31 protein-coding genes and 1 tRNA gene are annotated in these 21,193 nt (G+C 63.0%); 27 read left to right on the top strand and 5 right to left on the bottom strand.

The window, feature by feature from the left end; all coding sequences use genetic code 11:
* Positions 1-15 precede the first annotated feature (15 nt).
* The gene (locus AArcSl_RS03560) at positions 16-933 is read right to left on the bottom strand and encodes a substrate-binding domain-containing protein (protein ID WP_119815140.1); all 918 of its coding nucleotides are present in this window, start codon (positions 931-933) and stop codon (positions 16-18) included.
* A gap of 193 nt (positions 934-1,126) precedes the next feature.
* Here AArcSl_RS03560 and citZ point away from each other — a divergent pair, with 193 nt between their 5' ends.
* Positions 1,127-2,302 carry a citrate synthase gene (gene citZ / locus AArcSl_RS03555; RefSeq protein WP_119815137.1) on the top strand — a complete coding sequence of 392 codons (1,176 nt, stop codon included), beginning with the start codon at positions 1,127-1,129 and terminating at the stop codon, positions 2,300-2,302.
* A 70-nt stretch (positions 2,303-2,372) separates the two neighbouring features.
* Positions 2,373-2,795 carry a CBS domain-containing protein gene (locus tag AArcSl_RS03550; protein ID WP_119815134.1) on the top strand — a complete coding sequence of 141 codons (423 nt, stop codon included), beginning with the start codon at positions 2,373-2,375 and terminating at the stop codon, positions 2,793-2,795.
* 80 nt (positions 2,796-2,875) lie between these two features.
* Here the strand turns inward: AArcSl_RS03550 and AArcSl_RS03545 are convergent, their stop codons facing one another.
* Both AArcSl_RS03545 and AArcSl_RS03540 read right to left on the bottom strand, forming a co-directional pair.
* Entirely contained in the window at positions 2,876-3,475 is a 600-nt protein-coding gene (locus AArcSl_RS03545; protein ID WP_119815131.1) for a twin-arginine translocation signal domain-containing protein, read from the bottom strand.
* Positions 3,476-3,586: 111 nt separating this feature from the next.
* Complete coding sequence (locus AArcSl_RS03540) at positions 3,587-3,799, bottom strand: DUF7333 family protein (RefSeq protein WP_119815128.1); 213 nt, start codon at positions 3,797-3,799, stop codon at positions 3,587-3,589.
* Between the two features lie 546 nt (positions 3,800-4,345).
* Here AArcSl_RS03540 and AArcSl_RS03535 point away from each other — a divergent pair.
* The gene (locus tag AArcSl_RS03535) at positions 4,346-5,587 is read left to right on the top strand and encodes a Fic family protein (protein WP_119815126.1); all 1,242 of its coding nucleotides are present in this window, start codon (positions 4,346-4,348) and stop codon (positions 5,585-5,587) included.
* 190 nt (positions 5,588-5,777) lie between these two features.
* On the opposite strand, the gene AArcSl_RS03530 is transcribed toward AArcSl_RS03535, so the two are convergent.
* Entirely contained in the window at positions 5,778-7,403 is a 1,626-nt protein-coding gene (locus AArcSl_RS03530; protein ID WP_119815123.1) for a serine hydrolase, read from the bottom strand.
* A gap of 393 nt (positions 7,404-7,796) precedes the next feature.
* Positions 7,797-7,867: transfer RNA gene (locus AArcSl_RS03525), tRNA-Gly, on the bottom strand.
* Positions 7,868-8,118: 251 nt separating this feature from the next.
* On the opposite strand from AArcSl_RS03525, the gene AArcSl_RS03520 reads away from it, so the two are divergent.
* From AArcSl_RS03520 to AArcSl_RS03405, 24 genes are read left to right on the top strand one after another with little or no spacing between them, the layout of a single operon-like run.
* Entirely contained in the window at positions 8,119-8,988 is an 870-nt protein-coding gene (locus AArcSl_RS03520) for a putative RNA uridine N3 methyltransferase (protein ID WP_119821694.1), read from the top strand.
* A 4-nt stretch (positions 8,989-8,992) separates the two neighbouring features.
* Positions 8,993-10,009 (top strand): 50S ribosomal protein L3, encoded by a 1,017-nt coding sequence (locus AArcSl_RS03515; protein ID WP_119815120.1) that lies wholly within the window; start codon positions 8,993-8,995, stop codon positions 10,007-10,009.
* Between the two features lie 6 nt (positions 10,010-10,015).
* On the top strand, positions 10,016-10,762 hold the full coding sequence (gene rpl4p / locus AArcSl_RS03510) for a 50S ribosomal protein L4 (RefSeq protein ID WP_119815117.1): 747 nt from the start codon (positions 10,016-10,018) through the stop codon (positions 10,760-10,762).
* Positions 10,759-11,013 carry a 50S ribosomal protein L23 gene (locus AArcSl_RS03505; RefSeq protein ID WP_119815114.1) on the top strand — a complete coding sequence of 85 codons (255 nt, stop codon included), beginning with the start codon at positions 10,759-10,761 and terminating at the stop codon, positions 11,011-11,013. Before rpl4p ends, AArcSl_RS03505 begins: the two co-directional genes overlap by 4 nt.
* Positions 11,014-11,015: 2 nt before the next feature.
* The gene (locus tag AArcSl_RS03500; RefSeq protein ID WP_119815111.1) at positions 11,016-11,738 is read left to right on the top strand and encodes a 50S ribosomal protein L2; all 723 of its coding nucleotides are present in this window, start codon (positions 11,016-11,018) and stop codon (positions 11,736-11,738) included.
* Positions 11,735-12,157 carry a 30S ribosomal protein S19 gene (locus tag AArcSl_RS03495; RefSeq protein ID WP_119815108.1) on the top strand — a complete coding sequence of 141 codons (423 nt, stop codon included), beginning with the start codon at positions 11,735-11,737 and terminating at the stop codon, positions 12,155-12,157. Before AArcSl_RS03500 ends, AArcSl_RS03495 begins: the two co-directional genes overlap by 4 nt.
* A gap of 3 nt (positions 12,158-12,160) precedes the next feature.
* A complete protein-coding gene (locus AArcSl_RS03490; RefSeq protein WP_119815106.1) occupies positions 12,161-12,634 on the top strand; it encodes a 50S ribosomal protein L22 in 474 nt (157 codons plus the stop codon).
* A gap of 1 nt (position 12,635) precedes the next feature.
* Entirely contained in the window at positions 12,636-13,625 is a 990-nt protein-coding gene (locus AArcSl_RS03485) for a 30S ribosomal protein S3 (protein WP_119815103.1), read from the top strand.
* Positions 13,626-13,627: 2 nt separating this feature from the next.
* Positions 13,628-13,843 (top strand): 50S ribosomal protein L29, encoded by a 216-nt coding sequence (gene rpmC, locus AArcSl_RS03480; RefSeq protein WP_119815100.1) that lies wholly within the window; start codon positions 13,628-13,630, stop codon positions 13,841-13,843.
* 2 nt (positions 13,844-13,845) lie between these two features.
* A complete protein-coding gene (locus AArcSl_RS03475) occupies positions 13,846-14,292 on the top strand; it encodes a ribonuclease P protein component 1 (RefSeq protein ID WP_119815097.1) in 447 nt (148 codons plus the stop codon).
* Positions 14,283-14,627, top strand: coding sequence for a 30S ribosomal protein S17 (locus AArcSl_RS03470; protein WP_119815094.1), 345 nt, complete (start codon positions 14,283-14,285; stop codon positions 14,625-14,627). The genes AArcSl_RS03475 and AArcSl_RS03470 overlap by 10 nt, the downstream gene beginning before the upstream one ends.
* The gene (locus AArcSl_RS03465; RefSeq protein ID WP_119815091.1) at positions 14,627-15,025 is read left to right on the top strand and encodes a 50S ribosomal protein L14; all 399 of its coding nucleotides are present in this window, start codon (positions 14,627-14,629) and stop codon (positions 15,023-15,025) included. Before AArcSl_RS03470 ends, AArcSl_RS03465 begins: the two co-directional genes overlap by 1 nt.
* A 3-nt stretch (positions 15,026-15,028) precedes the next feature.
* Positions 15,029-15,385: a 50S ribosomal protein L24 gene (gene rplX / locus AArcSl_RS03460; protein WP_119815088.1), complete on the top strand. Its 357-nt coding sequence runs from the start codon at positions 15,029-15,031 to the stop codon at positions 15,383-15,385.
* The gene (locus AArcSl_RS03455) at positions 15,382-16,224 is read left to right on the top strand and encodes a 30S ribosomal protein S4e (protein ID WP_119815085.1); all 843 of its coding nucleotides are present in this window, start codon (positions 15,382-15,384) and stop codon (positions 16,222-16,224) included. Before rplX ends, AArcSl_RS03455 begins: the two co-directional genes overlap by 4 nt.
* On the top strand, positions 16,221-16,751 hold the full coding sequence (locus AArcSl_RS03450; RefSeq protein WP_119815082.1) for a 50S ribosomal protein L5: 531 nt from the start codon (positions 16,221-16,223) through the stop codon (positions 16,749-16,751). The genes AArcSl_RS03455 and AArcSl_RS03450 overlap by 4 nt, the downstream gene beginning before the upstream one ends.
* A complete protein-coding gene (locus AArcSl_RS03445; protein WP_119815079.1) occupies positions 16,748-16,948 on the top strand; it encodes a 30S ribosomal protein S14 in 201 nt (66 codons plus the stop codon). Before AArcSl_RS03450 ends, AArcSl_RS03445 begins: the two co-directional genes overlap by 4 nt.
* Positions 16,949-16,950: 2 nt before the next feature.
* Entirely contained in the window at positions 16,951-17,343 is a 393-nt protein-coding gene (locus AArcSl_RS03440) for a 30S ribosomal protein S8 (protein WP_119815076.1), read from the top strand.
* Between the two features lies 1 nt (position 17,344).
* On the top strand, positions 17,345-17,884 hold the full coding sequence (locus AArcSl_RS03435; RefSeq protein ID WP_119815073.1) for a 50S ribosomal protein L6: 540 nt from the start codon (positions 17,345-17,347) through the stop codon (positions 17,882-17,884).
* Positions 17,885-18,589: a 50S ribosomal protein L32e gene (locus tag AArcSl_RS03430; protein WP_119815070.1), complete on the top strand. Its 705-nt coding sequence runs from the start codon at positions 17,885-17,887 to the stop codon at positions 18,587-18,589.
* Entirely contained in the window at positions 18,586-19,044 is a 459-nt protein-coding gene (locus AArcSl_RS03425) for a 50S ribosomal protein L19e (RefSeq protein WP_119815067.1), read from the top strand. The genes AArcSl_RS03430 and AArcSl_RS03425 overlap by 4 nt, the downstream gene beginning before the upstream one ends.
* A complete protein-coding gene (locus AArcSl_RS03420) occupies positions 19,044-19,601 on the top strand; it encodes a 50S ribosomal protein L18 (protein ID WP_119815064.1) in 558 nt (185 codons plus the stop codon). Before AArcSl_RS03425 ends, AArcSl_RS03420 begins: the two co-directional genes overlap by 1 nt.
* A complete protein-coding gene (locus AArcSl_RS03415) occupies positions 19,594-20,241 on the top strand; it encodes a 30S ribosomal protein S5 (RefSeq protein WP_119815061.1) in 648 nt (215 codons plus the stop codon). The genes AArcSl_RS03420 and AArcSl_RS03415 overlap by 8 nt, the downstream gene beginning before the upstream one ends.
* Positions 20,241-20,705 carry a 50S ribosomal protein L30 gene (locus AArcSl_RS03410; RefSeq protein WP_119815058.1) on the top strand — a complete coding sequence of 155 codons (465 nt, stop codon included), beginning with the start codon at positions 20,241-20,243 and terminating at the stop codon, positions 20,703-20,705. The genes AArcSl_RS03415 and AArcSl_RS03410 overlap by 1 nt, the downstream gene beginning before the upstream one ends.
* Complete coding sequence (locus AArcSl_RS03405) at positions 20,702-21,193, top strand: uL15m family ribosomal protein (protein ID WP_119815055.1); 492 nt, start codon at positions 20,702-20,704, stop codon at positions 21,191-21,193. Before AArcSl_RS03410 ends, AArcSl_RS03405 begins: the two co-directional genes overlap by 4 nt.

Here is a 21,193-nt window from a genome sequence, read left to right as displayed (position 1 = left end):
CGGTGCGGGCATCGGTTACTCCTCCTCGGGGTCCCAGCCCTCGGGGACGTACTGTCGGAAGTTCGGTTCCGCCGACACCGCTTCGGGGACGAACAGTCGCTCGCCGTCGACGGTGTACTCCTCGATGATCCGCTGGCCCGCAGGCGAGGTGACGAACCCGATGTACGCCATCGCGAGGTCGTAGGCGACTCCATCGTGGACAGCGGGGTTCACCGCCACGATCCCGTAGCGGTTCCAGAGCAGTTCCGGGCCGTCCTCGATGGGGCCCTGCAGCCGGATCCCGAGCTCGATCTGCGACCGCATCGAGATGAACGTCCCGCGGTCAGCCAGTGTGTAGCCACCGGACTGGGCGGCCTGGGTCAACACCTCGCCCATCCCAGCGCCGGCCTCTCGGTACCACTCCCCACCCGGCTGGGCGGTCGATTCCTCCCAGATGGTCTGTTCCCTGGCGTAGGTTCCGGAGTCGTCGCCTCTGGAGACGAACGTCGACTCCGAACCGGCGATCGCCTCGAACGCCGCGATTACGCCGTCGGCGCCGTCGACGCCGGCCGGATCCGCTTCGGGGCCCACGACGACGAAGTCGTTGTACATCAGGTCCCGCCGGTTCACGCCGTATCCCTCGCGCAGGAATTCGTCCTCGAGCGCCCGCGCGTGAACCAACACGACGTCACAGTCGCCGTTTCGTCCCGTTTCCAGCGCGGCGCCGGTCCCCTGATCGATCGCGTGGACGGTGGCGCCGAAGCGCTCCTGAAAGCTCGCGTTGAGTTCGTCGACGAGTCCGGTGTCGTATGTACTCGTCGTCGTCGTGAGCGTGAGCGTGTCGCCATCGAGTCCCGCGGGTCCCCCGGTCCCTTCGCTGCCGCTCGTGACGCAGCCGGCGGTGGCTGTCGACGCTCCGAGGGTGACGGCTGCGATGAACTCGCGGCGTTGCATCGTATATGATACAACCGTATCTGGGTACGTACTTAGAACTTTCCTTATAATGTAACTGTTAGTAGTTTCACACCGGGAGACAGCGACCCTTGGCCCGAGCGTCGTCCCGCGGGAACCTGCCCCGGTCTACCCCCGCTTCGACGCGCCGGGAAAAGTAGTATGAATTTTCATGGGGGTCTACGAACAGTGAGGTATGGTGGAACTCCTGCAAGAGATCACGCGGCCGGAACTGAACCGTGGACTCGAAGGCGTGGTCGTGGACAGCTCATCGTTGAGCGACATCGACGGCGACGCCGGTCGACTCATATACCGGGGATACGAGATCGAAGACCTCGCGACGGGAGCGAGTTTCGAGGAGGTTCTCCACCTGCTGTGGCACGGTGAACTTCCCGATCGCGACGAACTCGAGGCGTTCGTCGAGCCGATGGCCCAGGAGCGCCCCGTCGGCGACGGCGTGCTGGAGCTCATGGCGGAACTCGCCCGCCAGGACGAGGATCCGATGGCAGCCCTCCGGACGGGGGTGTCGATGCTGTCGGCGTACGATCCGGAACCCGACGCAGAGCCCGAGGACATGGCAGCGATGGCCAGGGACGGCCGGCGGATCACCGCCAAGATCCCGACCGTCCTGGCGGCGTTCGATCGCTACCGACGCGGCGAGGAGCCGATCGAACCGCGTGCGGATCTCGGTCACGCCGAGAACTTCCTGTACATGCTAACCGGCGAGGAGCCCGACGAGATCGCCGCCGAGACGTTCGACATGGCGCTGACGCTGCACGCCGACCACGGGTTGAACGCCTCGACGTTCACGACGATGGTGATCGTCAGCACCTACGCGGACGTTTATAATGCGGTCACCGGCGGGATCGGCGCGCTTGCGGGCCACTGGCACGGCGGAGCCAACCAGGACGTGATGTACACCCTGATGGACCTCGACGAGAGCGGTCTCGATCCGATCGAGTGGGTCGAACAGACCCTCGAGGAAGGCGGTCGAATCCCCGGCTGGGGACACCGCGTGTACAACGTCAAGGACCCCCGCGCGAAGATCCTCGAGGAGCGGAGCGCGCTGCTGGCTGAATCCACTGGCGAGACGAAGTGGCACGACTACACCACCGCGGTCGAGCGCTACCTCACAGATGAGATCGGGTTGCCCGAGAAGAACATCGCCCCGAACGTCGACTTCTATTCGGGGTCGGTCTACTACCAGCTCGGCATTCCGATCGACCTGTATACCCCGATCTTCGCGATGAGCCGCGTCGGCGGCTGGATGGCCCACATCCTCGAGTACGTGGAGGACAATCGACTCATCCGGCCGCGTGCGCGGTACGTCGGCCCGACGAGCCAGGAGTTCGTCCCGCTCGAGGAACGGTAGCGGTACCGCTCGACGGGAACATCCGACCGATTTTTGACAAAACGCGCGAAACCACTCGAAATACAAACACATGACCGTTCAATACATCGCCCGAACTGACGTAATCACAGTATCGCCGGACGCCGGAATCGAGGAAGTTGCAACGACGATGCGGGACAAACACATCGGCAGCGTGGTCGTCACGGAGGGCGACCAACCGGTTGGGATCGTGACCGATCGGGACGTCGGCGTCGGGATCTGGGAGTTCGACGACCCGCGGGCGGCGACCGTCGCCGACGTCATGACGGACGATCCGGTCACCGTCGAGAGCGACGCCACGATCTACGAGGGGTTACAGACCGCCCGCGAGGCGGGGGTCCGTCGGATCCCGATCACCGAGGACGGCGAACTTGTTGGGATATTCACGATCGACGACGTCCTCGTACTGATCGGGGGCGAACTGGGGCTGATTTCCGAGGTCATTCAGTCGCACTCGCCGCCCTACGAGGGATAACGTCGCGATCTCTCTCGGATCCGCCGGTGGAGTCCGAGGCCGCCCTACCGCTCGAGACTGTTATAAGAGGTGAGTCCAGGTCACTCCTGTGCAAACGTTCCGATATCCATGGGTGAGACCGAGTCTTCGTTTTCCCAGCCATCGACCATCCGGAACGTGGCGTCGTCGATCGTCACCTCGCTTTCGACCCGCAACAGCACCGACGGGAAACTGTGGACCTGGGGACAGTCCTCGTCGTCATCAGAGACATCCCGTGCCCGGACGGTAGCCTGGAGCGTGTAGTCACCATTCACGATGACGACCAGTTCTTCCACATCGAGACGGGAGTAACACGCGTTGGGGCCGACGCCCTCGAGGTAATAGACCGCGTCTGCGGCGAAGTCGGTTTCGTCGATGAATTGCTCGACCTCCTCGTCGGTCTCGACGACCGCCCGCACCTCGTCGGGATCGGTCAAGACGACGGCGATTCCCGGGCCATCGTCGGGTTCGCGCCACCAGTCGCCGGCGTATTCCCTGGTGACTGATACCACGGTGTAGTCCGTTACTGGACCCGGGAGGTCCTCGGGTGTCCCGTCGTTCTCATCACCGTTATCCTCGGGTGCTTCAGCAATACACCCAGTGAGTATGGTGACGCCGGCTCCGGCGCCGGCGACCAAGAACTGGCGGCGGGAAGGTTTCATGCGTGAGTGATCGTACGGACCCGACCCGCATAAGCTGTCAGATGGCGCAAATAGCCACTTTCGTTTCCGTTGGTAGGTCTCTGCCGGGCGATCGGGGTGGGCTATCGGGGGTCAGACATTCATGGCTCGGTATTCACCGTGTTTTACCCCTATGAGGACCATAACCGCGCCGAATATCACCATCGATGGCAACACCATCATCAGGATCGTTTGTGTCGTCATCGGGGCCATTGGCGTCACTTCTGGAAGAATGAACAGTGAGCCGATTCCGATCACGAGTACGAGGACGAATGCGCCGACGGTTTTGGGCAGGTCGAAATTCATATGCGGGTATTCTCGTCGGGAAACACTAATCTTATCCCTGCGATATTGTTTTTGGCTGGTAATCTACTGTGGAGTATTCCCCTGGTTCGAGGGGCGCCGGTTATCCAATAGTTCATCGACCGTTCTTTTCTCCCTCTGCACGCTGTTTCATGGATTTGGAGAGCGCCACACTGGGTTGACTTTCGCTTGTGTTGTTGCTTAACTTCCAGTCTACTGATATAGTTTCTTGTAAGCGTGCAAGATGTAGAGAATGCGGTCAGTACAACTTGAGGTCGAGTATGATGTAAGCGTTTCAAAGTCGAGCTCCACTCAACTTTTCGCTCTAACTTTCTCACCTGCTATTCGAGCCAACATTAGACTGGCATAAGAGACGCTAAATTAGGCTAAGCAAGTTAAGAGAACTACTTTTCAATGATTCCCGTACCAGTATCTTCTACCGGATTTCCTCGCTAAGTTGATGGTAGATAAAATTAGAACGCACCCCGCACCTCTAACTTTGTATAATAGAGGAAGATTAATGTTAGAGGAGCCGATGTTGTTTTACTGATGGACCCGACACTCTTTACCGGGAACTACCCTGGAGAAATCAGTACGGAACAGGGCTATCCGACTTATAACCCTGAGTCGTTACCACCCGATTTCGAATACACACAAGAATTAATTGAAAAACTTACAGAAGCACGCGGTACTGTCGGGAAACTGGCTGGGATCGGCCAAATGGTCTATGAATCTCGAATGCTCCTTCTAGGGCCATTTATTAGAAGAGAGGCAGTCTTTTCGTCTCGAATTGAAGGAACATATGCTACTGTTTCGGCTGTTTATGCCCATGAAGCTGGAGAAGAAGATGCTATAGAGGGAACCACGCGTCATGAAGCTGCTGAAGTCTTCAACTATGTTAAAGCCACCCAGCAGGGTCTGAACAGGATTGGTGAATCAGAGATTACAGCTGAACTCCTGAAAGAACTCCACGAAATTCTGATGAGCGATGTTAGAGGTGGTGAAAAAAATCCTGGCGAATTCCGACCAGATCAAAGAGCAATCGGAAGTAGAGATCCTCGAGAGGCACGGTTTGTCCCACCTGCTTCCCATCGAGTGACATACGAGATGGAGGAATTGATTGAGTATATTCAGAATGGACCAAAATTTGACCCGCTTATTGATATTTCGCTAATACATTATCAATTTGAAACTATCCATCCATTCACAGACGGGAACGGACGGATGGGACGGTTAATTATAACTCTCCTAATGGATAAATGGGGGTTACTTCCAGACCCCTTCCTCTATCTTAGTTCCTATTTCAATCAATATCGAGACGAGTATGTTGATCGATTATTTAATGTGAATTCAAAAGGGGAATGGGAAGAATGGATGTCATTTTTCCTTGATGGAGTTATTGACCAGAGTAAGGAAGTGTTCATAAGATCTAAAGAATTGTTAGAACTCAGAGATAAATATCGGGAAGATTATCAGGGACGGAGGTCGGAAACACTCCTCACCATTATCTATGAGTTATTTAAAAACCCAGTAATTACTATAACCCAGGCCGAAGACAGGGCAGATGTTGGTTACCAGGCTGCTCGAAGTGCGATTTATGAACTTGAAGATGATGGTGTACTGACTGAAGTGACCGGAAAAGACCGGTATAAGGTATATCATGCATCTGATATAATTGGCGTGATTGAAAAACCAATTGAAGATCTCGTTGATGACGTTGACGAAGAGTTTGAAAAGTATCAATCACCATCGGACCTTAACGGGCAGGCGTCTATTGAAGATTTCAGTTAAAATCGTTACCAGATACAGGTCGAGAATGTCTTCGTAGCTGTATGAATGAAAGTGTCTATCGCCTTAGGGTCTTTGCGGATAATATCTTCGCTAATCGCTTATCAGTATCGCTGAGCATCGAATCTTGCTGCATTCGCGCGCAGGATCTTGCATTGTCCTCCCTACGAATTCCCAAATAGATTCTGCTGTTCTACTCGGTTCGGTATGAGCCTCCCCCCATATACGAATCTATTATCCACTTGACTTGATGTTTTTCCGCAGTAACGTGGAGGGGTATCTCAGGGATCGTCTCTGAGATCGTCAACTCGTCAAGACCCCCGAACACACGGTCCTCGATGGTATTCTCGGCCTCAGCGCGCCGATTCATCGCCGCACCGACGGTCAGGCCCGAGGAGTGTCGGCCCGCCATGGCGAACGCCCCCGGGACGCCACCGAACAGTGTTCGTTCGCCGGAGTCCCCGGAGACCTCGTCAGGTGGTCCGACATCGAGGGGTATTTCGTCGGCAAGGAGAGCGACCCCGCGTAGTCGAGCCCTGTGTCCTGCGGCGGGCAGGACGTGATCGAACAGGCGACCGCCGTCCGGACAGGGAACGGTCTCGTCCTCGTCGAGCGTCAGTGCGTTCGGACACTCGGTTCGTTCGCCCATCCTATCGCGGGGATCGTACCAGACCTCGTCAGGATGTCGTCGCTCCGGGTCGGCCTGCGCGACACCCACGTCGGCAGTGAGTCCGAGCGGTTCCAGCAATCGGTCTTCGACTGCGTCCTGGTAGTCCACGCCCAAGACGCCACTCACGACACCGCCGAGCATGACGTAGCCGTCGTTGCTGTAGATGGCGTCGGTTCCCGGATCGTAGTGGAGCGGATGATCGAGCAGGAACGCGATGGCGTCCTCGAGATCCGGCGGCTCATCCAGCCCCAGCGTCTCGGCGATGGCGAAGGCGTCCCAGATGTGATCGCCCGTCTCGAACCGGTTCCACCCGCCGCGGTGGTCGAGCGCGTGTTCGACCGTAACCTCGGCCAACCGTTCGTCGGCGAGTTCGTTTGCCGGTGGGTCGATGGAGAGATACTCGAGGAGTGGGTCGTCACGCTCCAGTGTTCCCTCGTGAACGAGTTGATCTACGAGTGCGGCGGTGAGTCCCTTGCTGATACTTCCGATGCGAAAGACCGCGGTCGACGGCGTTGGTTCTGACTGGTCTGCATCTGCCCAGCCGTACCCTCGTTCGAGCAGCACTTCGCCGTCGGAAGCGACCGCGAGTGCGCCCGCAGTCGCGTCCATTGCCTCCAGATAGTCCAACATAGCCTCGTCGAGTCGAGCAAACTCCGGAACGAACGTTCCAGTCACCGGTCGGCGGTCAGGACCACGTTCGTCGACGGACACAGTCGTCTCGTCGGTGTCACTCATCGTGGTGTCTCCATCCTCCGCGACGACAGTCACGGAGAGACGGTGTGTTCCCGGTGTTTCGAAGCCGTAGCTCAGTGCGGGGCCGGTCCGGTTGACTCGCTGTCCACTTTCGGGGACGATCTGCCACTCGTAGGTCACGTTCCGGTCGTCCGGAACGGTCGACTCCGATGCGTCCGCCAGAACTGCGACGGGTGCCACCGTTCGTTCGACTCGAAGGTCGATTCTGGCAGTGACCTCCGGAGGTGTGGTGGTTGCAGCTTCCTCACCGTGGCTCGGTGTGGTCTCATTATCCTCGATATCCTCGGGGTCTGATTCAGGAGTACTGTCGTCAGCGGGGCGGAGGGTCTGGCAGCCAGCCAGTATGACAGGGACGGTGGCGAGGCTGGTGAGTACCGCACGTCGTGGAGGGCGCATATTTCAGTACTGTAACGACCAGCGTATAAAATTCCCCTCGAGAGAAGGGTTGTATCAGATCTTCTTGGCGTTTCGGGCGTTGTATCGGGCGTTATGTGCTGGCGTGGAGTCCCGCGAGCGGTGCGAGGTCGAGTGAAACGAGACCTCGGCGTGCGAACGGGGACCGAAGGGAGCCGTGAGCCGAGCGAGGGGGACTACAGCCGGCGCACGGCCGCAGGGAGTGCGCTGGCGGGGGATTTGAACCACGCCGAGCGGTCCGGGCATGCGGCGCTTCGCGCCGTTCCGGGCTGCGACTCGTCTGATTCAAATCGCCCGCAGGTATCGATTCACTCGAACACGGGAAGCGAGCGACATCGCTTCGCGAGTCGCTCGCAGTGTTGTGATCGAGAGAAGTGCGCTGGCGGGGATTTGAACCCCGGTTGCGACCATGGCAAGGTCACGTGATACCACTACACTACCAGCGCGTACTGCGTTTCTCCGCATCAGAAAATAACTGGCAGGGGACTATTAAGGCTTCCGAACTACTACCCCGACGACCCGACTGACGATGCGATCGACAGTTTGCAATCCGGAATATATTTCCGCGAACTCGATCACCCAAAGGGGGACGCACGCCCCCGATATCATCCGTGTGAACACTTTTCAGCCCGGATCGGTTTCGCTATCCTTTTAGGGCCTGATTTGGTAAGACTTGTACAGTCTCGTGACGGAAGCCATGGACGGTATCCACATCCTGGTGCCGTCCTCGCTCGTTCGCGAAGCCGAGGACAAACGCGAGGCAACTCGCAAGCTCGGCACCGTCGCCCGCGCGGCGGCGGTGTTCGGGGCGAGCAGGCTGGTCGTCTTCCCGGACCGGGAAGGCGAACGCCGCTTCGGCGGCGAGTTCGTCGAAACCGTGCTGCGGTACGCCGCGACGCCCCCGGAACTCCGGAAGGATCTCTGGGGACAACGCGACGCGCTGCAGTACGTCGGCGTGCTCCCGCCGCTTCGGCTTCCGTCGGAGGCCGGCTCGGATCCGAACGGTTCCGAGTCGTCAACACAGGGAATCGTGACTGAGGTCGGACCTGAAGGTCGCGTTCGGGTCAATTGCGAACTGCAACACCCGATCTCGCTCCTCGTTCCATCCGGAATGGAACTCGAGGAGGGGGAGCGCGTCACCATCAGAATCGATTCGAGAGAACCGGTCCGTGCCCGGATCACCGGGAAGCCCGAGGAGGGCTTTCAGGTGGTCTCCACGGACCTGTCGGAAGCACTCGCCCGCGGACCGAAGCCGCGGATCGCCACCTCGAGACACGGTCGACCGACGACCATCTCGCGGCTGGCGACGCTCGCGCCGAAGCTGGAAGACGGGTTCACCGTCGCCTTCGGCTCGCCAGGGCGCGGGCTTCCGGAAATACTCGGGATCTCCGCCGACGAGATCCCTCCGGAGGCGGACTCCGGTGTGGATTCAGTCGTCGACGGGACAGTCGAACCCGGCCGTGGGTTCGACCTCTGGTCGAACACGATCCCACGACAGGCGAGCGAGGTCGTGCGAACGGAAGAAGCGATGTTCGCCACCCTCGCACAGCTCACACTCACGGAGTGAACACATGCCACAATCAAACAGACCACGCAAAGGCTCGCTGGGGTTCAGCCCGCGGAAGCGTGCGGTCTCGGAAGTGCCGCGCATCCGCTCGTGGCCCGACGACGACGGCTCTCCTGGCCTGCAGGGCTTCGCCGGCTACAAGGCCGGGATGACCCACGTCGTGATGATCAACGACGAGGCCAACTCCCCGCGAGAGGGGATGGAGGAGTCAGTGCCGGTGACGGTCGTCGAGACCCCACCGATGCGATCCGTCGCGTTGCGTGCCTACGAAGAGACGCCGTACGGAAAGAAGCCGGTGACCGAAGTCTGGGCGAACGAGTTCCACGAGGAACTCGACCGGACGCTCGATCTCCCGGCGGAAGACACGTTCGACGAGGACGTCGAGGCGCTGCGGGAGCTGCTCGCTGCAGGCAGCGTCGACGATCTGCGGATGATCACTCACACCGTACCCTCGGACCTCTCGAACGTCCCCAAGAAGAAGCCGGACGTCATGGAGACGCGCGTCGGCGGCGGCTCCCTCGAGGAGCGCACCGACTTCGCGCTCGAACTGCTCGAAGACGGCGGGGTACACGCCTTCACGGACGTGTTCCGCGAGGGAGAGTACCTCGACGCGTCCGGCGTCACGAAGGGGAAGGGAACGCAAGGCCCCGTCAAGCGGTGGGGCGTTCAAAAGCGGAAGGGCAAACACGCCCGCCAGGGATGGCGGCGCCGGATCGGCAACCTCGGTCCGTGGAACCCCTCCCGCGTGCGTTCGACCGTTCCCCAGCAAGGACAGACCGGTTACCACCAGCGCACAGAGCTGAACAAGCGGCTCATCTCCGTCGGCGAGGACGGCGACGCGACGCCCGACGGCGGCTTCGTCAACTACGGCGAGGTCGACGGGCCGTACGCGCTGGTGAAGGGCTCGCTGCCCGGACCGAACAAGCGGCTACTGCGGTTCCGCCCGGCCATCCGGCCGAACGACCAGCCGCGCCTCGACCCCGAGGTGCGGTACGTCTCGACCGCGTCGAATCAGGGGTGACATAACATGGAAGCAACAGTACGAGACCTGGACGGCGACGACGTGGGCACGATCGAACTGCCCGACGTCTTCGAGACGCCGTACCGCCCGGACCTCATCCGGCGGGCCGTCGTCGCCGCCCAGGCGAACCGGAAACAGGCCTACGGCGCCGACGAACTCGCCGGGATGCGAACCCCGGCGGAATCGCCCGGCTCCGGCCGCGGGATGGCGCACGTCCCCCGATCGAACGGGCGCGGACGGCGCTCCCCGAACACGGTCGGCGGGCGAAGAGCGCACCCGCCGAAGGCCGAGAAGGACCAGGGCAAAGCAATCAACGCGAAGGAACGAAAGCTGGCGAACCGCTCGGCGCTCGCCGCCACGGCGGACCCCGAACTCGTTCGCGAGCGCGGCCACGAGTTCGACGACGACGTCGAACTCCCGCTGGTCGTCGCAGACGAGTTCGAGGAACTCGTCAAGACTCAGGAAGTCGTCGACGTGCTGGAGGCGCTGGGCGTCTACGCCGACATCGAGCGCTCCGAGGACGGCAAGCGCATCCGCGCCGGGCGTGGGAAGACCCGCGGCCGCAAGACCACGCGTCCGACATCGATCCTGTTCGTCACCAGTGAGGAGCCGTCGCGTGCAGCCCGGAACCTCGCGGGTGTGGACGTTGCGACTGCCAGGGACGTGAGCGCTGAGGATCTCGCGCCGGGCACCCATCCGGGGCGCCTGACGATTTACACCGAAAGCGCCCTCGAGGAGGTAACAGAGCGATGACACAGGTAATCAAGCATCCGCTGGTCACCGAGAAGGCGATGAACGAGATGGACTTCGAGAACAAGCTCCAGTTCGTCGTCGATATCGACGCCGCAAAGCCGGAGATCCGCGACGCGATCGAGGCACAGTTCGAGATCCGCATCGTCGACGTGAACACGCAGATAACGCCGCAAGGCCGGAAGAAGGCGACGGTCACGTTGTCGGAGGACGACGACGCGACCGAGATCGCCTCCCGGATCGGGGTGTTCTGATCATGGGACGCAGGATCCAGGGACAACGACGCGGCCGCGGCGGCCCGACGTTCCGAGCGCCGTCGCACCGCTACAAGGCGGAGCTTTCACACAAGACCGACGAGGACGACGAGACCGTCTCCGGCGAGGTCGTGGGCATCGAACACGATCCCGCCCGGAGCGCACCCCTCGCGGACGTGGAGTTCGAGGACGGCGACCGCCGGCTCGTGCTCGCACCCGAGGGCATCCGCGTGGGCGAGACGCTGCAAGTGGGCGTGAGCGCCGAGATCAAGCCCGGCAACACGCTCCCGCTGTCGGAGATCCCGGAAGGGGTCCCCGTCTGTAACGTCGAGAGCCATCCCGGCGACGGCGGCAAGTTCGCCCGGGCGTCGGGCGTCTCGGCGCAGCTTTTGACCCACGACCGCGACGTCGCGGTCGTCCAGCTGCCCAGCGGCCAGGTCAAGCGGCTCAACCCCGAGTGTCGCGCCACGATCGGCGTGGTCGCCGGGGGCGGCCGGACCGAGAAGCCGTTCGTGAAGGCCGGAAAGAAGCACCACAAACTCAAATCGCGCGGGACGAAGTACCCGCGCGTTCGCGGGGTCGCGATGAACGCCGTCGATCACCCGTTCGGTGGCGGCGGCCGACAGCACCCCGGAAAACCCAAATCCGTCTCGCGGGACGCCCCGCCGGGACGGAAGGTCGGCGACATCGCATCGAAGCGGACCGGACGAGGGAAGAACAAATGAGCTCCGATTACCGAACCGGCCGCGATGGTGAGTTCACCTACCGCGGTCACACGCTCGACGAGTTGCAGGAGATGAGCGTCGAGGAGGTCGCGGAACTGCTTCCCGCTCGACAGCGGCGAACTATCACCCGAGGACTGGGATCCGAGCACCGGAAGCTGCTCGAGAAAGCGCGTCAACGCGACGCCGAGGCGACGGCGAGCGAGCCGATCCGAACCCATCTGCGCGACATGCCCGTACTGCCGGAGTTCGTCGGCAAGACGTTCGCCGTCTACAACGGGCAGTCGTTCGAACGCGTCGAGGTCGAGCCGGAGATGATCGGCCACTACCTCGGCGAGTTCCAGCTCACGCGGACGTCCGTCGAGCACGGACAGGCCGGAATCGGTGCGACCCGATCCTCGAAGTTCGTGCCACTCAAATAACTCATGGGAATCAACTACAGCGTCGAGGCCGACCCCGACACGACCGCGAAAGCGATGCTCAGGGACCGGCCCATCAGCCTGAAGCACAGCAAGGCCATCGCCCGCGAGATCAAGGGCAAGACGGTCGCCGAGGCGGAGGAGTACCTCCATGCGGTGATCGACGAGGAGCAGCCAGTCCCGTTCCGTCAGCACAACACCGGTGTCGGACACCGGTCGAACATCGACGGATGGGACGCCGGCCGCTTCCCGGAGAAGGCCTCGAACGACTTCCTCAAACTGCTCGAGAACGCGAAGAACAACGCCACCGAGCAGGGGTTCGACGGCGACGAGATGGAGATCATGCACGTCGCGCCACACAAGGTCGGGGAACGCCCCGGCCGCAAGCCCCGTGCAATGGGGCGTGCGTCACCGTGGAACACCACGCTCTGTGACGTCGAACTGATCCTCGAGGAACCCGACACGGAGGAGGAGGCCTGACATGGCAGACGAACATCAGTTCATCGAGAACGGATTGCAGCGCTCACAGATCGACGAGTTCTTCGCTTCGGAGCTGGGCCGTGCTGGCTACGGCGGCATGGACGTCGCCAAGACGCCGATGGGCACCCAGATCGTGCTCAAGGCGGAAAAGCCCGGCATGGTCATCGGCAAGGGCGGGAAGAACATCCGCAAGATCACGAGCGAACTCGAGGAGCGGTTCGACATGGACGACCCACAGATCGACGTCCAGGAGGTCGACGAGCCGGACCTCAACGCCCGAATCGTCGCCGATCGCCTGGCGAACGCCTTAGAGCGCGGCTGGTACTTCCGGAAGGCCGGGCACACGACGATCGACCGGATCATGGACGCCGGCGCGCTGGGCGCGGAGATCGTGCTCTCGGGCAAGGTCACGGGCGCACGCTCCCGCGTGGAGAAGTTCAACCGCGGCTACATCAAGCACAACGGCGAGCCCGCCCAGGAGGTCGTCGACGAGGGACAGTCGGTCGCCGTGATGAAGCTCGGGACGATCGGCGTCACCGTCAAGATCATCCCGCCGGGCGCGCAGCTGCCCGACGACTTCCGTCTCAAGGAGGACGCCGAGGCTCCCGAGGTCGAACAGACCATCGAAGAGGAGGGCGTCGACGCCCTGCTCGAGGAGGAGCCGGAAGAGGTTCCCGACGTCGCCGACGCCGAGACCGAACCGGTCGCCGCCGACGAAGACGTCGAGATCCCCGACGAGGAGCCAGAAGAGGTGATCGACGAGGAGATCGTCGAGGAGGTCGTCGAGGAAACCGAAGGCGCCGACGAAGCCGGAGACGCCGACGAAGCCGAGACGCCGACCGCCGAGGACGTCGAGGAGGAACTCGATGACCTCGACGAGGAGATCGAACAGGAAGCGGCCGACCTCGTCGCCGAGATGGAGGACACCGACGACGAAGCCGACGAGGAAACGCCGACAACCGACGACGAAGACGAGGAGACGGAGGAGTAACAATGGCGATCCTCTACCCCGAAGAGATCCGGGACATGACGACCGCCGAGCGCGAGGTCGAGCTCGAAGAGCTCGAGACCGAGCTGCTCAACATGCGGGCCCAGCAGGCGACGGGCGCCCAGCTCGAGAACCCGGGTCGGCTCCGCGAACTCCGCCGGACGATCGCGCGGATCAAGACGATCCAGCGCGAAGAAGGCGACCTCGAGGAGGAACAGTAACGATGCTCACCCCCGAGACGATCGCGAAACACGAACTCGCTGGCCTCCCGGTTCGGGTGGCCGACGCGTCCAGCGCCGACTCCGTCGGTATCCACGGGCGTGTGGTCCGCGAGACGATGCGGACCCTCGTGATCGCGACCGACTCGGGGGAGAAAGTCGTCCCCAAGCGGGGGACGACCTTCGAGTTCGCCCTCGTGGCGGACCCGACCCGTGAGCCCACAGATGAAGCCGCCGGGGACCGCAAGGCCCCGGGGTCCGCGTCCGAACGCGGATCGGATACTGCGGGATTGTTCTCCCGCCAGTCCGGTTCGTCCGGATCCGAGACGGATCCGGCGAGATCCGCCCGGAGCGAGCGCGAGGACGTGGTCTACGTTACGGTGGATGGGGATCGACTGCTCTCACGACCCGCCGAACGCACCGAAAACGCAGGTGTTTCGACATGGCGATAGGACTCGACGTACCAACCCCTCCGGAACCAGAGAATCCGGAGGAATACGACTACGAGAAATGTCCGTTCTACGGGCATCTCTCCGTCCGCGGCCAGACCCGGGAGGGGACGGTCGTTTCGACGGACATGGAAAAGACCGTCATCGTCGAGCGGGAGTACGACGTGTTCGTACCGAAATACGATCGGTACATGAAGCGTCGTTCGCGCATCCCGGCCCACGTGCCGGGCGTGCTCGAACCGCTCGAAGTCGGTGACGAAGTGAAGATAGCGGAGACGCGACCGCTCTCGAAGACCAAATCGCACGTCGTCGTGCAGGTCCTCGGAGGTGACGAGTGATGGAGGCGCTGAAAGCCGACGTCACGCAGGGCCTCGAGAAGGGCTCGCTGATCACGTGTGCCGACAACACCGGGGCGCGAGAGCTGAAGGTGCTCAGCGTCAAGGGGTACTCCGGCCGAGTCAACCGGCATCCGAAGGCCGGTATCGGCGACAAGGTGACCGTCTCGGTCACCAAAGGGACCCCCGAGATGCGCCGGCAGGTGCTGGAGGCGGTTATCGTCCGCCAGCGCAAGCCGATCCGGCGCCCGGACGGCACGCGCGTCAAGTTCGAGGACAACGCGGCCGTGATCATCGACGATCTCGAGGAGCCGCGCGGCACCGAGATCAAAGGCCCGATCGCACGCGAGGTCGCCGAACGCTTCGGGAGCATCGCGAGCACCGCAACGATGATCGTATAACCTATGACGCGACAGCCACGCAAACAACGAAACGAAACGGAGAACGCGCCGCTTCACGAGCGGCACCGACAGGTCCGTGCCACTCTCTCGGATGAACTTCGAGAGGAGTACGGCAAGCGGAACGTCCGCGTCAACGCGGGCGACACCGTCGAAATCATGCGCGGTGACTTCGCCGGCGAGGAAGGGGAAGTCGTCGACGTCGACCTCCGGGACACCCGGATCACCGTCGAAGGCATCACCGTCGAAAAGGTCGACGGTGAGGAGGTCCCCCGTCCGTTGCCGACGAGCAACGTCCGCGTGACCGCCCTGGACCTGGAGGACGACCGCCGCGAGGCGCGTCTCCGGGAGGACAACGAATGAGCAACCATCAGAAACGACTGTCGGTACCGAACTCCTGGCCGGTCGAGCGGAAGACCGCGACGTTCACCGTCAAGGCCGGCGCCGGACCGCACGGGGAATCGGGGGTTCCACTCTTGATCCTGCTGCGGGACGTGCTCGGCTACGTCGGCAACGAGAAAGAAGCGCGGTACGCCCTTCGGCAGGGCTCCGTCTCCGTCAACGGCGGAACCGTGTCGGACGTACAGCGACCCGTCGGTATCTTCGACATCCTGTCGTTCGACGAGCGGGAGGAGTACTACCGCGTGTTCCCCGACGAGGGGGGCCGCCTGACGCTCGTTCCGATCGATGCCGACGCCGCGGAAAGCCGTCTCGGGAAGGTCGTCCGCAAGGGAACCGTCTCCGGCGGCGACGTGCAACTCACGCTGCACGATGGCACGAACGTCCGCGTCGAATCCGACACGGAGTACTCGAACAAGGATTCGCTCGTGGTCGACAACGAAACCAAAGCGGTCGTCGCCCACTTCCCGTACGAGGAGGGCGCGCTCGCGGTCGTCGTCGACGGGCAGCACGCCGGCGAGACCGGAACCGTCGACGAGATCCAGGTCACGATGGGCTCTGGATCGAACACGGTTCGCCTCGCAAGCGGCGAGGACACGTTCGAAACCGTCGAGGAGTACGTCGTCGTGATCGACGAGAACTTCACGGACGACGAGGACGCCGACGGAGTCGACGCCGACGAGGAAGCCGATGAAGTCGACGCCGACGAGGAAGCCGATGAAGTCGACGACGGAGACGACGAATCGGACGCGGAACCCGCCGAGGAGTCGGACAACGCAGACGACGGAGGTGACGACGAATGAGCGACGCCGAGTCGGACGCCGAGTTCCACGAGATGCGCGAGCCGCAAATCCAGAAGGTCGTCGTCCACATGGCAGTCGGCCAGGGCGGGGAGCCGCTCGCTCACGCCGAGGAGATCATCGAGGAGATCACGGGCAGACAGAGCGTCCGAACGACCGCCAACCAGACGATCGGCGAGTTCGGCGTCCGCGAGGGCGACCCGATCGGCACGAAGGTCACGCTCCGCGGGGAGGCCGCACGCGGGTTCCTCGACACCGCCTTCGAGTTCACGGAGCTGTCCCGGTCGCAGTTCGACGACACCGGGAACGTGAGCTTCGGCGTCGAGGAACACACGGAGTTCCCGAGCCAGGAGTACGACCCCGAGGTCGGGATCTACGGACTCGACGTGACCGTCGCGCTGGTCCGTCCGGGCTACCGGATCGCAAAACGCGATCGGGAAACCCGGCCGATCCCGAGCTCCCACCAGTTGACGCCCGGGGACGCGATCGCGTTCCTCGAGCGGGAGTTCGACGTGGAGGTGAACGAATGAGCGAAAGCGAAAGCGAACCCGAACCCGAAGAGTCCGCCGACGTCACCGGGGAGCACGCGACGCGACGCACCGGCCAGCGGCACGAGTGCCGGCGCTGCGGTCGCAAACAGGGGTTGGTCGGCAAGTACGACATCAACCTCTGTCGCCAGTGTTTCCGGGAGGTCGCACGAGACATGGGATTCAAGAAGTACAGCTAACAATGGTAGGCAACGATCCACTGGCGAATGCGCTTTCGGGGCTCGACAACGCCGAGCGTGTCGGCCACTTGGAGTACACGGTACAGCCCGCCTCGAACGTCATCGGCTCCGTACTCGAGGTCCTCTACGACCGCGGGTACATCGACGGATTCGAGTTCGTCGACGACGGCAAGGCCGGACGATTCGAGGTCGAACTGAAAGGAGCGATAAACGAGTGTGGCGCCGTCAACCCCCGCTACTCTGCGGGCGCAGACGAGTTCGAGAAGTGGGAAAAGCGATTCCTCCCCGCCCGCGATTACGGGGCGCTCGTCGTCACGACGAGCCACGGCGTCATGAGCCACTACGAGGCCCGCGAACAGGGCATCGGTGGCCAGGTGATCGCATACGTATATTAATATGAACCGAGTAGAAATCGAGATCCCGGACGACGTGTCCGCGTCGATCGATCACCTCGATCTCACGATCGAGGGGCCGAACGGATCGGTCACTCGTCGACTGTGGTATCCGGACGTGACCGTCTCCGTCGAGGACGACGCTGTCGTCATCGAATCGGCGGAGACCGACGCGAAGACGAACGCGACGGTCGGAACGTTCGAGAGCCACGTCACGAATATGATCCACGGCGTGACCGAGGGGTGGGAGTACAGGATGGAAGTCTTCTACGCCCACTTCCCGATGCAGGTTTCCGTGGAGGGCGAGGAGATCGTCATCGAGAACTTCCTCGGCGAGAAGGCACCGCGCCGGACGCCGGTCCGTGGCGACACGGAGGTTCAGGTCGACGGCGAGGAGATCGTCCTCTCGGGACCCGACAAGGAAGCGGTCGGACAGACCGCCGCGGACATCGAACAGCTCACGAAAGTGAAAGGAAAGGACACGCGCGTCTTCCAGGACGGCGTGTACATCACCGAGAAGCCGGCGAAGGCGGGTGGTGCATAGATGAGCGAGTACGAAGAACTCGAAAACATAAGCGGCGTCGGTCCCTCGAAGGCGGACGCCCTCCGGGAGGCCGGCTACGAAACGATCGAGGACGTCAAGGCCGCTTCGCAGGGTGAACTGTCGGAGATCGACGGCATCGGCAACGCGCTCGCCGCGCGGATCAAGGCCGACGTCGGCGGTCTCGAGGTCGAAGAGGAAACCGAAGCGGAAGTCGAAGAGGTCGAGGAGCCGGACGAGGACGAAGAGCCCGACGCGGAGGTCGAAACCGAACTCCGCCCCCGGGGACACGCCGACAAGACGCCGGACCTCGATGCCGACACTGCACGGGCGCTCGCACAGAAGCACCGCGAGGGCAAACCGCAGTTCAACCGGCAGGACTACCACAAGAAAAAGCGGGTGCCCGCCTCGTGGCGGCGTCCGCGCGGGGACCTCTCGAAGCAGCGCCGAGGGATCAAAGGCAAGGGCGACACCGTCGAGGCGGGCTTCCGCTCGCCGACGGCCGCCCGGGGCCTGCACCCCTCCGGTTTCGAGGAGGTTCGCGTGTTCAACACCGACGACCTCGATGGAATCGACCCCGACACGGAGGCGGTTCGGATCGCCTCCTCGGTCGGCGGGCGGAAACGCGAGCGAATCGAGGAAGTGTGTGAGGACCGGGAGATCCGCGTCCTCAACCCGACGTACGTCGAAGTCGAGGTGGAACAATGACTGATCTCGGCGCACAGAAGCGGCTCGCAGCCGACGTCCTCGACATCGGCGAGAGCCGCGTCTGGTTCGACCCGGAGGCACAGGGAGAGATCGCCGACGCGATCACTCGCGAGGACATCCGCGAACTCGTCGAGGAGGGGACGATCCGCGCGAAGGACGCGAAGACCAACTCGCGCGGTCGGGCCCGCGAGCGCGACGCGAAGCGCTCGTACGGCCACCGCCGCGGTGCCGGCTCCCGGAAGGGGAAAGCCGGCGCCCGGAAGGACCCCAAGGAGGACTGGATCAGCCGGATCCGCGCACAGCGGCGACGGCTGAAGGAGCTTCGAGACGACGGCCCCCTCGACCGCAGCCAGTACCGCGAGCTGTACGACAAAGCAAGCGGCGGTTCGTTCGAGGACGTCGCTCGGCTCGAAGCCTACATCGAAACCAACTACGATATTGAGGTGACTGAGTAATGGCAACAGGACCACGGTATAAAGTACCGATGCGGCGTCGTCGCGAGGTCCGGACCGACTACCACCAGAGGTTGCGCCTGCTGAAATCCGGCAAACCTCGCCTGGTCGCCCGGGTGAGCAACCGACACGTCAGGGCGCAGCTGGTCACTCCCGGACCGGACGGTGACGAGACCCATGCCGCCGCCTCCAGCGAGGAGCTGGCGGAGTACGGTTGGGAGGCTCCAACGGGGAACCACCCCAGCGCGTATCTCACGGGGTATCTCGCCGGCGCCCGAGCGGTCGAAGCCGGCCTCGAAGAGGCCGTCCTCGACATCGGGCTCAACACGGCGACGCCCGGAAACAAGACGTTTGCAGTACAGGAAGGTGCAATCGACGCGGGGCTCGAGGTTCCCCACAACGACAGCGTGCTTGCCGACTGGTCGCGCAACCGCGGCGAACACATCGCCGACTACGCCGAGCAGCTCGACGAGCCGCTGTATTCGGGGGAGTTCGACGCCACTGAACTACCCGAGCACTTCGATGAGGTGCTCGCACGGATCCAGGAAGACTATGAGTAACGACGAGGGCTGGGAACCGCGAACGCGGCTCGGCCGCAAGGTACAGGACGGCGACGTCACGTCGATGAGACAGGCGCTCGAGACGGGGCTCCCGCTGAAGGAGCCGGAGATCGTCAATCAGCTCCTTCCGGGGCTGGAAGACGAGGTGCTGGACATCAACATGGTCCAGCGGATGACCGACTCCGGGCGCCGGGTGAAGTTCCGGGTCGTCGTCGCGGTGGGCAACCGCGACGGCTACCTCGGCTTCGCGCAGGCCCGCGACGATCAGGTCGGCGGGGCGATCCAGAAGGCGATCGACGTGGCGAAGCTGAACGTGATCGAGGTGGACCGCGGCTCCGGCTCCTGGGAGGACCAGGCCGGTGGCGTGAACTCCCTGACACGCAGGGCGGAGGGGAAGGCCGGCTCGGTGACCGTCGAGATCATCCCCGCCCCACAGGGGCTGGGACTGGCGGGCGCCGAGACGGTGCGCAACATCCTCGAACTCGCCGGCGTCCAGGACGCCTGGACGAAATCCAACGGCAACACCCGGACGACGGTGAACCTCGCGAAGGCGACGTTCAACGCCCTGGAGAACGCCTCGCAGGCGAGGATGCCCCAGCACGCCCGCGAAGTTCACCGAGACGTGGAGGTGGGCGAGTGATGCAGGCGATCGTCCAGCTCCGCGGGGAAGTGAACATCAGTGGCGACATCCAGGACACACTGGAGATGCTGAACCTCCACGGGGTCAACCACGCCACGTTCGTCCCGGAGACCGACTCCTACCGCGGGATGATCACGAAGGTGAACGACTACGTCGCGTTCGGCGAGCCGACCGCAGAGACGGTCGCGATGTTGCTCGAGCGCCGCGGCGAGCCCGAGGAGGGCACCGCGACGATCGACGACGAGTGGGTCGCAGACAACACCGACTACGACGACGTCGACTCGCTTGCGGCCGCGCTCGTCGAGGAGGAGACGACGCTTCGCGAGCAGGGGCTCTCCCCCGCGCTCCGTCTGCACCCGCCGCGAGGCGGCCACAAAGGGCTGAAGCGTCCGACCGCCGAGGGCGGTCAGCTGGGTCGCCACTCGACCGATGAGATCGACGCGCTCCTGGAGGCGATGCGATGACGGACAAAAAGAAACGCCAGCGGGGCTCCCGAACGCACGGCGGCGGCTCACAGAAGAACCGGCGCGGCGCCGGGAACCGGGGTGGCCGCGGCGCGGCCGGCCGGGACAAACACGAGTTCCACAACTACGAGCCGCTGGGCAAGCACGGCTTCACTCGCCCGGACGACGTCACGGACGACGTCGTCGAGGTGCGTGTCCGGAAACTCGACGAGGACGCGACGCTGTTCGCCGCCGACGGGGTGGCGGACCGCGACGGGGACGCCTACGTCATCGACGCGCGCGACGTGGCCGAGGACGGCTACGACGCCGACGTCGTGAAGGTGCTGGGCGGCGGTCAGGTGCGCAACGAGCTGCACGTCACCGCCGACGCGTTCACCGCCGGCGCCGTCGAACTCCTCGAGGAAGGCGGCGGGGAGGCGATCCTCTCCGACCGTGCCGAGACCGCAGAATCAGAAGACCTATCCGACGAAGACACGGACGAATCGTAA

The sequence above is a fragment of the Halalkaliarchaeum desulfuricum genome (assembly GCF_002952775.1).
Classification (GTDB): domain Archaea; phylum Halobacteriota; class Halobacteria; order Halobacteriales; family Haloferacaceae; genus Halalkaliarchaeum; species Halalkaliarchaeum desulfuricum.
The sequence above is the reverse complement of the archived record's forward strand: the minus strand, read 5'-3'. Positions and strand labels throughout refer to the sequence as shown.

Coding starts and splice junctions, on each gene's coding strand:
- AArcSl_RS03560 (WP_119815140.1), bottom strand. CDS start 933: ATGCAACGCCGCGAGTTCATCGCAGCCGTCACCCTCGGAGCGTCGACA.
- citZ (WP_119815137.1), top strand. CDS start 1,127: ATGGTGGAACTCCTGCAAGAGATCACGCGGCCGGAACTGAACCGTGGA.
- AArcSl_RS03550 (WP_119815134.1), top strand. CDS start 2,373: ATGACCGTTCAATACATCGCCCGAACTGACGTAATCACAGTATCGCCG.
- AArcSl_RS03545 (WP_119815131.1), bottom strand. CDS start 3,475: ATGAAACCTTCCCGCCGCCAGTTCTTGGTCGCCGGCGCCGGAGCCGGC.
- AArcSl_RS03540 (WP_119815128.1), bottom strand. CDS start 3,799: ATGAATTTCGACCTGCCCAAAACCGTCGGCGCATTCGTCCTCGTACTC.
- AArcSl_RS03535 (WP_119815126.1), top strand. CDS start 4,346: ATGGACCCGACACTCTTTACCGGGAACTACCCTGGAGAAATCAGTACG.
- AArcSl_RS03530 (WP_119815123.1), bottom strand. CDS start 7,403: ATGCGCCCTCCACGACGTGCGGTACTCACCAGCCTCGCCACCGTCCCT.
- AArcSl_RS03520 (WP_119821694.1), top strand. CDS start 8,119: ATGGACGGTATCCACATCCTGGTGCCGTCCTCGCTCGTTCGCGAAGCC.
- AArcSl_RS03515 (WP_119815120.1), top strand. CDS start 8,993: ATGCCACAATCAAACAGACCACGCAAAGGCTCGCTGGGGTTCAGCCCG.
- rpl4p (WP_119815117.1), top strand. CDS start 10,016: ATGGAAGCAACAGTACGAGACCTGGACGGCGACGACGTGGGCACGATC.
- AArcSl_RS03505 (WP_119815114.1), top strand. CDS start 10,759: ATGACACAGGTAATCAAGCATCCGCTGGTCACCGAGAAGGCGATGAAC.
- AArcSl_RS03500 (WP_119815111.1), top strand. CDS start 11,016: ATGGGACGCAGGATCCAGGGACAACGACGCGGCCGCGGCGGCCCGACG.
- AArcSl_RS03495 (WP_119815108.1), top strand. CDS start 11,735: ATGAGCTCCGATTACCGAACCGGCCGCGATGGTGAGTTCACCTACCGC.
- AArcSl_RS03490 (WP_119815106.1), top strand. CDS start 12,161: ATGGGAATCAACTACAGCGTCGAGGCCGACCCCGACACGACCGCGAAA.
- AArcSl_RS03485 (WP_119815103.1), top strand. CDS start 12,636: ATGGCAGACGAACATCAGTTCATCGAGAACGGATTGCAGCGCTCACAG.
- rpmC (WP_119815100.1), top strand. CDS start 13,628: ATGGCGATCCTCTACCCCGAAGAGATCCGGGACATGACGACCGCCGAG.
- AArcSl_RS03475 (WP_119815097.1), top strand. CDS start 13,846: ATGCTCACCCCCGAGACGATCGCGAAACACGAACTCGCTGGCCTCCCG.
- AArcSl_RS03470 (WP_119815094.1), top strand. CDS start 14,283: ATGGCGATAGGACTCGACGTACCAACCCCTCCGGAACCAGAGAATCCG.
- AArcSl_RS03465 (WP_119815091.1), top strand. CDS start 14,627: ATGGAGGCGCTGAAAGCCGACGTCACGCAGGGCCTCGAGAAGGGCTCG.
- rplX (WP_119815088.1), top strand. CDS start 15,029: ATGACGCGACAGCCACGCAAACAACGAAACGAAACGGAGAACGCGCCG.
- AArcSl_RS03455 (WP_119815085.1), top strand. CDS start 15,382: ATGAGCAACCATCAGAAACGACTGTCGGTACCGAACTCCTGGCCGGTC.
- AArcSl_RS03450 (WP_119815082.1), top strand. CDS start 16,221: ATGAGCGACGCCGAGTCGGACGCCGAGTTCCACGAGATGCGCGAGCCG.
- AArcSl_RS03445 (WP_119815079.1), top strand. CDS start 16,748: ATGAGCGAAAGCGAAAGCGAACCCGAACCCGAAGAGTCCGCCGACGTC.
- AArcSl_RS03440 (WP_119815076.1), top strand. CDS start 16,951: ATGGTAGGCAACGATCCACTGGCGAATGCGCTTTCGGGGCTCGACAAC.
- AArcSl_RS03435 (WP_119815073.1), top strand. CDS start 17,345: ATGAACCGAGTAGAAATCGAGATCCCGGACGACGTGTCCGCGTCGATC.
- AArcSl_RS03430 (WP_119815070.1), top strand. CDS start 17,885: ATGAGCGAGTACGAAGAACTCGAAAACATAAGCGGCGTCGGTCCCTCG.
- AArcSl_RS03425 (WP_119815067.1), top strand. CDS start 18,586: ATGACTGATCTCGGCGCACAGAAGCGGCTCGCAGCCGACGTCCTCGAC.
- AArcSl_RS03420 (WP_119815064.1), top strand. CDS start 19,044: ATGGCAACAGGACCACGGTATAAAGTACCGATGCGGCGTCGTCGCGAG.
- AArcSl_RS03415 (WP_119815061.1), top strand. CDS start 19,594: ATGAGTAACGACGAGGGCTGGGAACCGCGAACGCGGCTCGGCCGCAAG.
- AArcSl_RS03410 (WP_119815058.1), top strand. CDS start 20,241: ATGCAGGCGATCGTCCAGCTCCGCGGGGAAGTGAACATCAGTGGCGAC.
- AArcSl_RS03405 (WP_119815055.1), top strand. CDS start 20,702: ATGACGGACAAAAAGAAACGCCAGCGGGGCTCCCGAACGCACGGCGGC.